This is a genomic window from Paracoccus angustae (assembly GCF_042648745.1).
Lineage (GTDB): Bacteria > Pseudomonadota > Alphaproteobacteria > Rhodobacterales > Rhodobacteraceae > Paracoccus > Paracoccus angustae.
Window position 1 is genome coordinate 519,801 of sequence record NZ_JBHRXY010000001.1, and the last position, 10,649, is coordinate 530,449.

Below are 10,649 nucleotides of genomic sequence, written 5' to 3' on the forward strand. Positions count from 1 at the left end.
GCCCCTGCTCCCTCTTGCGGCAGGCCGGATTCCCTGATGATGTCGTTCGATCACGCGCAAAGACAGCCCCCATGCCATCCGACAAGCCCCGCCGCTTCACGTTCCTGCTGCTGGATCGTTTCACCATGCTGCCCTTCACCGCGGCGATCGAGCCGTTGCGCCTGGCCAACCGCGCGGCGGGCCGGACGCTGTACAACTGGCGGCTGGTCGGGCCGGGCAAGGACCACGCCACCTGTTCGAACGGGGCGCAGGTCGTGCTGGACGCGACGATGGACGCGGAAACCGCGGCAGAGCGCGACGACGTGGTGATCGTCTGCGGGGGAACCGACATCGCGCGGGCGGCCACAAAGCCGGTGCTGAACTGGCTGCGCAAGCAGGCGCGCGGCGGCGCGACGGTGGGGGGCGTCTGCACCGGCGCCTGGATCCTGGCCGAGGCCGGGCTGCTGGACGGGCGCAAGGCCACGATCCATTGGGAAAACCACGACGGCTTTGCCGAAGCCTTTCCGCAGGTGGATCTGTATCGGTCGATCTTCGTGAACGACGGCAACCGGCTGACGGCGGCGGGCGGCACGTCCTCCATCGACCTGATGCTGCACCTGATCGCCGAGGCGCATGGCGACGCGCTGGCGACCGAGGTGGCCGACCAGATGCTGCACACCGCCATCCGCACCGACCAGGACCGCCAGCGCCTGTCGATCCCGACGCGGATCGGCGTGCGCCATCCCCGCCTTGCCGCCGTGATCGCGCGGATGGAGGCGAACCTGGAGGAACCGATCAGCCCCGCTCGGCTGGCAGCCGACGCGGGCATGTCCACCCGGCAGCTGGAACGGCTGTTCCGCCGGTATCTGAACCGCAGCCCCAAGCGGTATTACATGGAAACGCGGCTGGCGCGCGCGCGCAACCTGCTGATGCAGACCGAAATGTCCATCATCGAGATCGCGCTGGCGTCGGGCTTTTCCAGCCCTTCGCATTTCTCGAAATGCTACCGCGCGTTTTACGGCAGCACGCCCTATCGCGAACGGGGAACCGGGGCGGCAGCTTCGGCATAGGAAAACCCCGGCGCGGGGTGCCGCGCCGGGGTTTGTCGCGGTCCCGGACCGATCAGTCCGGGAAGTTCGCTTGGTTCGGATCCAGGCCGATATGGGTGCCCATGGCCTCCATATCCGCCAGCAGCTTGGCCGCGGCGGTGACCACGTCCTCGCCCGCGGCGTCGCGCTTGGCCTCGGCCGCGCGGCGGTTGCGGTGCGCATCGGCCATCATCTCGTTGAAGATCTCTTGCGTGATCTCCTCGCGGCGATGGCCGCGTTCGGCCAGAAGGCTGACCGAGTCGCCGTTGATCTCGACAAAGCCGCCGGTCACCGCGAAGTCGGTCGCCGATCCGTCGGCGCCGATCACCGTGACCAGCCCCGGCCGCAGCGTGACAATGGTGGGCGCATGGCCGGGCATGGCGGTCAGGTCGCCATCCGTGCCCGGCAGGCGCACCTCGCGCACGGGAACGGAGACAAGGCTCCGTTCCGGCGACACGAGGTCGAACTGCATGGTATCGGCCATCTCGCCCCCTTACGCGGCTTCTGCCGCGAGACGCTGGGCTTTCGCCTTCACCTCTTCGATGTCGCCGACCATGTAGAAGGCGGCTTCGGGCAGGTGGTCGTATTCACCGGCGACCACGGCCTTGAAGGACGCGATGGTTTTTTCCAGCGGCACCTGGACGCCGTCGGATCCGGTGAAGACCTTCGCCACGTCGAAGGGCTGCGACAGGAAGCGCTGGATCTTGCGGGCGCGCGCCACCGTCAGCTTGTCCTCCTCGGACAGTTCGTCCATGCCGAGAATGGCGATGATGTCCTGCAACGACTTGTATTTCTGCAAGATCCCCTGCACGTCGCGGGCCACCTGGTAATGCTCCTCGCCGACAACGGCCGGGTCGAGGATCCGGCTGTTCGAGTCGAGCGGGTCCACCGCCGGATAGATCCCCAGTTCCGAGATCGCGCGCGACAGCACCGTCGTGGCGTCCAGGTGGGCGAAGGTGGTGGCGGGCGCCGGGTCGGTCAGGTCGTCGGCCGGGACGTAGACGGCCTGGATCGAGGTGATCGAGCCGTTCTTGGTCGAGGTGATGCGTTCCTGCATCGCGCCCATGTCGGTGGCCAGCGTCGGCTGATAGCCCACGGCGGACGGGATGCGGCCCAGCAGGGCCGACACTTCGGAACCCGCCTGCGTGAAGCGGAAGATGTTGTCCACAAAGAACAGAACGTCGGTGCCGGTGGCGTCGCGGAACTGCTCGGCCACGGTCAGGCCGGTCAGGGCCACGCGCATCCGTGCCCCCGGAGGCTCGTTCATCTGGCCGTAAACCAGGGCCACCTGGCTTTCCGCCAGGTTGTCCGGCTTGATGACGCCCGATTCCACCATCTCGTGATACAGGTCGTTGCCCTCGCGGGTGCGTTCGCCGACGCCCGCGAACACGGAATAGCCCGAATGCACCTTGGCGATGTTGTTGATCAGTTCCATGATCAGAACCGTCTTGCCCACCCCGGCGCCGCCGAACAGGCCGATCTTGCCGCCCTTGGAATAGGGGGCCAGCAGGTCGATGACCTTGATGCCCGTCACCAGGATTTCCGACGAGGTCGCCTGCTGCGCGAATTCGGGCGCGGGCTGGTGGATCGCCCGGCGCTCGGTCGCGTCGATCGGCGCGCCTTCGTCAACCGGCTCGCCCACGACGTTCAGGATCCGGCCCAGCGTCACGTCGCCGACCGGCACCGTGATCGGGCCGCCGGTGTCGGTGACGCGCTCGCCGCGGACCAGACCCTCGGTCGAGTCCATCGCAATGGTGCGGACGGTGTTCTCGCCAAGATGCTGGGCCACTTCCAGGACCAGCTTCTTGCCGTTGTTGGTGGTTTCCAGCGCGTTCAGGATCGCGGGCAGGTGATTGTCGAACTGCACGTCAACGACGGCGCCGATCACCTGCGTGATTTTACCGGTGGCCTCTGCCATGTGTTTACCCCTCAGGTGTCAGAGCGCCTCGGCGCCCGAAATGATTTCGATGAGTTCCTTGGTGATCGCGGCCTGACGCGAGCGGTTGTACTCGGTCGTCAGACGGTCGATCATCTCGCCCGCGTTGCGCGTGGCGTTGTCCATGGCCGTCATCCGCGCGCCCTGTTCGGAAGCCGCGTTTTCCAGAAGCGCCGCGAAGATCTGCGTCGCGACCGAACGCGGCAGCAGGTCGGCCAGAATGGCATCCTCGCCGGGTTCGTAATCGTAAAGCGCCGAGGCCCCGCCGGTCGCGCCGCCTTCGGGCATTTCGGCCGGAATGATCTGGCGCGCGGTCGGAACCTGGCTGATCACCGATTCAAAGCGGTTGTAGAAGATCGTCGCCACGTCGAAGTCGCCCGCCTCGAAGCGGTCCAGCACGTCGTCGGCGATGGCGCGGGCGTTTTCATAGCCCACGCGCTTGACCTCGGCCATGTCCACATGGCTGACGAACAGGCTGCCGTACTCGCGCTTGAGCTGCTCGCGGCCCTTTTTGCCGACGGTCAGGATCGCGACCTCTTTTCCCTCGCCGCTCAGGCGGTCGGCGTGCTGCCGGGCCAGCTTGACGATGGTGCTGTTGAAGCCGCCCGCCAGGCCGCGTTCCGACGTCATCACGACCAGCAGATGCTTGCGGTCCGCGCCCGTTCCCGCCAGCAGGCGCGGCGCCGACGCCGAACCGGCCGCGTTCGCGGTCAGCCCGGCCATCACCGCCGCCATGCGGTCGGCATAGGGACGCGCGGCTTCCGCCGCGTCCTGCGCCCGGCGCAGCTTCGCGGCGGCGACCATCTGCATCGCCTTTGTGATCTTCCGCGTGTTCTTGACGCTTCCGATCCGGTTCTTGAGATCCTTGAGACTGGGCATCTATTCCCCCTCTCAGGCGCGGGTCTTGTTGTATGCGTCCAGGGCCGCCTTGATCGCTTCTTCCAGCTCGCCCCCAACCTTGCGGTCGTTGCGGGTCATGTCGTCCAGAAGATCGGCCTTCTGGTTGCGCAGGAACTGGATCAGCCCGTCTTCCCAGGCCACGACATCGCGCACCGGCACGTTGTCGATATAGCCCTTGGTCCCGGCATAGATCACGATCACGATCTCGGCGTTCGTCAGCGGACGATACTGCGGCTGCTTCATCAGCTCGGTCAGGCGTGAGCCGCGGTTCAGCAGGCGCTGCGTCGCGGCGTCGAGGTCCGAGCCGAACTGCGCGAAGGCCGCCATCTCGCGGTACTGGGCCAGTTCCAGCTTGACCGGGCCGGCGACCGATTTCATCGCCTTGGTCTGGGCCGCCGAACCCACGCGGGACACCGACAGGCCGGTGTTCACGGCCGGACGGATGCCCTGGAAGAACAGTTCGGTTTCCAGGAAGATCTGGCCGTCGGTGATCGAGATCACGTTTGTCGGGATATAGGCCGACACGTCGCCCGCCTGCGTCTCGATGATCGGCAGCGCGGTCAGCGAGCCTGCGCCGTTGGCCTCGTTCAGCTTGGCCGAACGCTCCAGCAGGCGGGAATGCAGATAGAACACGTCGCCCGGATAGGCTTCGCGCCCGGGCGGACGGCGCAGCAGCAGCGACATCTGGCGATAGGCCACGGCCTGCTTGGACAGGTCGTCATAGATGATCAGCGCGTCCATGCCGTTGTCGCGGAAGTATTCGCCAATGGCCGTGCCGGAATAAGGCGCCAGGAACTGCATCGGCGCGGGGTCCGAGGCGGTGGCGGCGACAACCGTCGTATAGGCCATGGCCCCGGTTTCTTCCAGCTTCTTGACCAGCTGGGCGACGGTCGAGCGTTTCTGGCCCACGGCGACATACACGCAGTGCAGCGTCTTCATGCCGTCGTCTTCGCGGCCGTTGTAGTTCAGCTGGTTCAGGATGGTGTCCAGCGCGATGGCGGTCTTGCCGGTCTGGCGGTCGCCGATGATCAGCTCGCGCTGGCCGCGGCCCACCGGGATCATCGCGTCCACGGCCTTGAGGCCGGTCGCCATCGGCTCGTGCACCGACTTGCGCGGCATGATGCCCGGGGCCTTCACGTCGGCGATCCGGCGCTCGGTCGCGTCGATGGGGCCCTTGCCGTCGATGGGGTTGCCAAGCGCGTCCACGACGCGGCCCAAAAGGCCCTTGCCGACCGGCACGTCCACGATCGAACGGGTGCGCTTGACGGTGTCGCCTTCGCGGATCGACCGGTCGTCGCCGAAGATCACGATGCCGACGTTGTCGGTTTCAAGGTTCAGCACCATGCCCCGAACGCCGCCGGGGAACTCCACCATCTCGCCGGCCTGCACCTTGTCCAGGCCGTAGACGCGGGCGATGCCGTCGCCGACGGACAGCACCTGCCCGACCTCGGCCACCTCGGCCTCCTGGCCGAAATTCCTGATCTGATCCTTGAGGATGGCCGAAATCTCGGCAGCCTGGATTCCCATTATCCGACCTCTTTCATAGCATTCTGGAGGGAAGCGAGCTTCGAGCGGATCGAGCTGTCGATCATCTGCGAGCCCAGCTTGACGATCATGCCGCCGATGAGGCTTTCATCGACGCGCGTGTTCAGTTTGACGATCTTGCCCGACTTCTGCGCCAGGGTGTCGCGCAGACGGGCCTGCTGATCGTCGGTCAGCGCGACGGCGCTGGTCACGTCGGCCGTCACCTCGCCGCGTTCCTCGGCGATCAGCGCCTGCAACTGGCGCACCAGTTGCGGCAGCACGAACAGCCGGCGGTTCCTGGCCATCAGTTGCAGGGTGTTGGCCAGCACGGGCGAAAAGCCCATGCGCTCCGACAGCGCCGCAATGGCGGCGGACTGCTGGTCGCGGGTGTAGATGGGCGAGGAGATCAGGGCGCGCAGATCCGCGCTGTCGTCCAGCGCCGCGCGCAGATCGGCAGTCTGCTGGGCCAGCGCGTCCAGCCCCCCTTCCTCCCTGGCGATGTCGAAGACGGCCTGCGCATAGCGCCCGGCGATGCTCTGGGACATGGAAACAGAGTTGGCCACGGTCATCCTTTACGGTTTGCGCAAACCCCGCCGGCGGGCCGGGCTTTTGTCCGGTCTGTCGCGGGGTGCGGGTCGCATTCGCACGGCCTTCAACGGGCCGTTATGAAATCTGCGGCGTCTCTAGCAGGTGAAATCGGCCCGGGCAACTGGCTAGCGCGCGGAAATGAGAAGGATTGCGACCTTCGGATCCCGCAGGCATCCCGCAGGCATCCTGCACCGGCGGCAACCCGCCGCCGGACCCAGGAACACCCGGAGCGGGACGGTTTCTTCGCAGGTGCGGCATGGACAGCGGGAACAACCCGGCGCGACCCTCCAACCTTGCGGTTGGCGAGGCACGCCGGGCGCTACTCGCCACGAAACAAGACGGGTATTTTCCGCTTCGGCACGAAGTCGGGTTCGGCGAAACGGACGACTTGTCACCAATAGGCTACCAGGTACAGCCTCCGTATAGGCGGTTTCGCTGCGGTGCGGCAGATCACCTTATGGACAGGTCGGGGCCGATTCGGGCGTCCGCCGCGGGGTTTTCTTGCAGATGCTGCAAGTTCTGCCCCGCAGGCGCGCGGGTCGGACGCGGCCTGACCACGCCGTCCAGGATTTCCAAGGGGCTCGGCACATGGACGCGCAGTTCGGGGCCCAAGGGGGCGCGGACCTGCTTGAACAGCTCGATCAGCACGACGCCCGCGATCAGCACCCGGCTGATGCGCGCGCCCGTGCGTTCCCACATCTGCGCGCTGCCCAGCCAGAAGCGCCGGTCCGAGGGCGGGATGTAGACGGCCGATCCGTGCCAGTCCGGCACAAAGCCCGCGCGGCGCGCCTGCGTCTCGATCTGACCGGTGGTGTAGCTGCGGCCGAAACCGAAGGGGGTGCGGTCGGACGCCGCCCACAGCCCCGCGCGGTTCGGCACCATCACCATCATCCGCCCGCCGGGACCAAGCACCCGCCAGGCCTCGGCCAGCAGGGCCGCCGGGTCGTCGCTGGTTTCCAGCCCGTGCAGCATCACCAGCCGGTCCACGCTGCCGGTTTCCAGCGGCCAGGCGGTCTCGTCGCACAGGACGCTGTGGTTGGGCATCCCCGCCGGCCAGGCCATCACGCCCTGCGGCCCCGGCATCAGGGCCGTGACGCGCCGGGCGATGTGCAGATAGGGCCTCAGCATCGGGGCGGCGAATCCGAAGCCCGCCACGTTCATGCCGGTGCAGCCTGCGGGCGGCCATCGCGTCACCAGCCGGTCGCGCAGGATGCGCTGCACCACGCGCCCAAGCGCGCGCTGGTAGTAGAAGCTGCGGAGATCCGCGATATCGTGGTGCATTGCGCCCCGGCCCGGCTTTTGACAGGCTCGACCTCATCACAGGAAAGGGACTTTGCCAATGCCGCTGGAACTGGTCACGCTGCGCTGCCTCAAGGACAACTATGCCTATCTGCTGCACGGCGACGAGGGCACGGTCCTGATCGACGCGCCCGAGGCCGCGCCCATCCTGCGCGAGCTATCGGCGCGGGACTGGACCCTGTCGGCGATCCTGCTGACCCATCACCACGCCGACCACACCGACGGCGTGGCCCAGATCGTAGGCGAAACCGGGGCTATGGTCATCGGCGCGGCGGCGGACGCCCATCGCCTGCCGCCGCTAGATCTGCGCGTCAGCCCCGGCGAGCCGCTGGAGGTTCTGGGCGAGCCGGTCGAGATCATCGACGTGCCCGGCCACACCATCGGCCACGTCGCCTTTCACTTCCCCGGATCGGGCCTTGCCTTCACCGCCGACAGCCTGATGGCGCTCGGCTGCGGCCGCCTGTTCGAGGGCACGGCCGCGATGATGTGGGACAGCCTGTCCCGGCTGAACGCCCTGCCCCCGGACACGCTCATCTGCTCGGGCCACGACTATTGCGCGGGCAACGGCGCCTTTGCGCTGTCGGTCGATCCCGGCAACCAGGCGCTGCGCGACCGTCTGGAGACGGTGCAGGCGGCGCGCCAGCCCTGCGCGCCCGCCCCGCTGGCGCTGGAACGCGGCACCAATCCGTTTCTGCGGGTTGCGGCGCTGCGACCGTCGCTGGGCATGGAAAACGCCCCGGACGCCGAGGTGTTCGCCCGGTTGAGGGCGATGAAGGACGCCTTCTGAGGACAAGCGAAAAGCGCCGGTCCGGGGACCGCGCTTGAAATTCGCCGGGCGGCGCATCACATCTGCCTCAACCGTGGGAAAATCGTGGCATCCGCGTGAAAAAGCACTTGATGCCGGGCGAATTCCACCAAATCTTAACTGTATCGTGACAGTCTGGGCAGGTGGGTACAAGATATGCCTATACCGCCAGTCGACTGGACAGGAGACGACCGTGCCAAGTTTCTCGACTTCCCTGGAACAGGCCATTCACCAGGCGCTTGCCCTGGCAAACGAACATCGACACGAGCTTGCCACGCTCGAACACCTGCTGCTGGCCCTGACCGAGGAACCGGACGCGGTCAAGGTGATGCGGGCCTGCAATGTCGATCTGGATGAGCTGCGCAAGCTGCTTGTCGACTTCATCGAGGACGATCTTTCGACGCTGATCACCGATGTCGAGGGGTCCGAGGCCGTGCCGACCGCCGCCTTCCAGCGGGTGATCCAGCGCGCCGCGATCCATGTCCAAAGCTCTGGCCGGCAAGAGGTGACGGGCGCCAACGTGCTGGTCGCGATCTTTGCCGAACGCGAATCCAACGCCGCCTTCTTCCTGCAAGAGATGGACATGACCCGCTACGACGCGGTCAACTTCATCGCGCATGGCGTGGCGAAGAACCCGTCCTTCAACGAGAACCGCAAGGTCGTCGGATCCGACGAACCCGAACAAAAGCAGGCCGAGGCCGCGCCCGAGGCCAAGGACGAGACCGCGCTCGGCAAGTATTGCGTCGATCTGAACGCCAAATCGAAAAAGGGGGACGTGGACCCGCTGATCGGCCGCGAGGCCGAGGTCGAGCGCGCGGTCCAGGTTTTGTGCCGCCGCCGCAAGAACAACCCCTTGCTGGTGGGCGATCCCGGCGTGGGCAAGACCGCCATCGCCGAGGGTCTGGCCCTTAAAATCACGCGGGGGGAAACCCCGGACGTGCTGGCGGGCGCCACGATCTTCTCGCTGGACATGGGCGCGCTTCTTGCGGGCACCCGCTATCGCGGCGATTTCGAGGAACGGCTGAAGGCCGTGGTGAAGGAGCTTGAGAACCATCCCGACGCGATCCTGTTCATCGACGAGATCCATACGGTGATCGGCGCGGGCGCGACCTCGGGCGGGGCGATGGATGCGTCCAACCTGCTGAAACCCGCGCTGTCGGGCGGCAAGCTGCGCTGCATGGGGTCCACGACCTACAAGGAGTTCCGCCAGCACTTCGAAAAGGACCGCGCGCTGAGCCGCCGTTTCCAGAAGATCGACGTGAACGAGCCGTCGGTGGCCGACACCATCAAGATCCTGATGGGGCTGAAGCCTTCGTTCGAAAAGCACCACGACCTGCGCTATACCAACGAGGCGATCAAGTCGGCGGTGGAACTGGCCAGCCGCTACATCAACGACCGCAAGCTGCCCGACAGCGCCATCGACGTGATCGACGAGGCGGGGGCCGCCCAGCACCTTGTCAGCGAAAGCAAGCGCCGCAAGACCATCTCGCCCAAAGAGATCGAGGCCGTGGTGGCCAAGATCGCCCGCATTCCGCCCAAGAACGTCAGCAAGGACGATGCCGAGGTTCTGCGCGACCTGGAAGCGACGCTCAAGCGCGTGGTCTTCGGCCAGGACGCCGCGATCACCGCGCTGTCCTCGGCCATCAAGCTGGCGCGGGCTGGCCTGCGCGAACCCGAAAAGCCCATCGGCAACTACCTGTTCGCCGGACCTACGGGCGTCGGCAAGACCGAGGTCGCGAAGCAGCTGGCCTCGACCCTGGGCGTCGAACTGCTGCGCTTCGACATGTCGGAATACATGGAGAAGCACGCGGTTTCCCGCCTGATCGGCGCGCCTCCGGGCTATGTCGGCTTTGACCAGGGGGGCATGCTGACCGACGGCGTGGACCAGCATCCCCATTGCGTGCTGCTCTTGGACGAGATCGAGAAGGCGCATCCGGATGTCTACAACATCCTGTTGCAGGTGATGGACCACGGGAAGCTCACCGATCACAACGGTCGGCAGGTCGATTTCCGCAACGTGATCCTGATCATGACCTCGAACGCGGGCGCCTCCGACATGCAGAAGGCCGCGATCGGCTTTGGCCGCGACAAGCGCGAGGGCGAGGATACCGCCGCCATCGAGCGGACCTTCACGCCCGAGTTCCGCAACCGCCTGGACGCGATCATCAGCTTTGCCGCGCTGTCGCGCGACGTGGTGGTCCATGTGGTCGAGAAGTTCGTGCTGCAACTGGAAGCGCAGCTGATGGACCGCAACGTCCATATCGAGCTGACCCCCGAAGCCGCCGACTGGCTGGCCGAAAAGGGTTACGACGACAAGATGGGCGCCCGCCCCCTGGGCCGCGTGATCCAGGAAAACATCAAGAAGCCGCTGGCCGAGGAACTGCTGTTCGGCCGGCTGACCAAGGGCGGCGTGGTCCGCGTGAAGATCGAGGACGACAAGCCCGTCTTCGACATCACCGGCCCCGACGCCCCCCGCATCGGCAAGTCCAAGACGCCGCTGCTGACGGCGGATTGATCGCCGGACATGACC

The 10,649-nt window shown here is 66.4% G+C and carries 9 protein-coding genes; 3 read left to right on the forward strand and 6 right to left on the reverse strand.

What is annotated here, in order from left to right; translation table 11 throughout:
• Nucleotides 1-71 precede the first annotated feature (71 nt).
• A complete protein-coding gene (locus tag ACFOM8_RS02795) occupies nucleotides 72-1,049 on the forward strand; it encodes a GlxA family transcriptional regulator (protein ID WP_377759082.1) in 978 nt (325 codons plus the stop codon).
• Nucleotides 1,050-1,101: 52 nt separating this feature from the next.
• On the opposite strand, the gene ACFOM8_RS02800 is transcribed toward ACFOM8_RS02795, so the two are convergent.
• From ACFOM8_RS02800 to ACFOM8_RS02825, 6 genes are all read right to left on the reverse strand, one after another.
• Nucleotides 1,102-1,551, reverse strand: coding sequence for a F0F1 ATP synthase subunit epsilon (locus ACFOM8_RS02800; RefSeq protein WP_377759084.1), 450 nt, complete (start codon nucleotides 1,549-1,551; stop codon nucleotides 1,102-1,104).
• 9 nt (nucleotides 1,552-1,560) lie between these two features.
• Nucleotides 1,561-2,985, reverse strand: coding sequence for a F0F1 ATP synthase subunit beta (atpD, locus tag ACFOM8_RS02805; RefSeq protein WP_377759086.1), 1,425 nt, complete (start codon nucleotides 2,983-2,985; stop codon nucleotides 1,561-1,563).
• A gap of 18 nt (nucleotides 2,986-3,003) precedes the next feature.
• A complete protein-coding gene (locus ACFOM8_RS02810) occupies nucleotides 3,004-3,882 on the reverse strand; it encodes a F0F1 ATP synthase subunit gamma (protein ID WP_377759087.1) in 879 nt (292 codons plus the stop codon).
• A gap of 12 nt (nucleotides 3,883-3,894) precedes the next feature.
• Complete coding sequence (atpA, locus tag ACFOM8_RS02815; protein WP_377759088.1) at nucleotides 3,895-5,430, reverse strand: F0F1 ATP synthase subunit alpha; 1,536 nt, start codon at nucleotides 5,428-5,430, stop codon at nucleotides 3,895-3,897.
• Nucleotides 5,430-5,996 carry a F0F1 ATP synthase subunit delta gene (locus ACFOM8_RS02820; protein ID WP_377759089.1) on the reverse strand — a complete coding sequence of 189 codons (567 nt, stop codon included), beginning with the start codon at nucleotides 5,994-5,996 and terminating at the stop codon, nucleotides 5,430-5,432. Before ACFOM8_RS02820 ends, atpA begins: the two co-directional genes overlap by 1 nt.
• 469 nt (nucleotides 5,997-6,465) lie before the next feature.
• Nucleotides 6,466-7,296, reverse strand: coding sequence for a class I SAM-dependent methyltransferase (locus tag ACFOM8_RS02825; RefSeq protein ID WP_377759091.1), 831 nt, complete (start codon nucleotides 7,294-7,296; stop codon nucleotides 6,466-6,468).
• Nucleotides 7,297-7,354: 58 nt separating this feature from the next.
• Between ACFOM8_RS02825 and gloB the strand changes: the two genes are divergently transcribed.
• Nucleotides 7,355-8,101 (forward strand): hydroxyacylglutathione hydrolase, encoded by a 747-nt coding sequence (gene gloB / locus ACFOM8_RS02830; protein ID WP_377759093.1) that lies wholly within the window; start codon nucleotides 7,355-7,357, stop codon nucleotides 8,099-8,101.
• A 211-nt stretch (nucleotides 8,102-8,312) separates the two neighbouring features.
• Nucleotides 8,313-10,634 carry an ATP-dependent Clp protease ATP-binding subunit ClpA gene (clpA, locus tag ACFOM8_RS02835; protein ID WP_377759094.1) on the forward strand — a complete coding sequence of 774 codons (2,322 nt, stop codon included), beginning with the start codon at nucleotides 8,313-8,315 and terminating at the stop codon, nucleotides 10,632-10,634.
• Nucleotides 10,635-10,649: the final 15 nt, after the last annotated feature.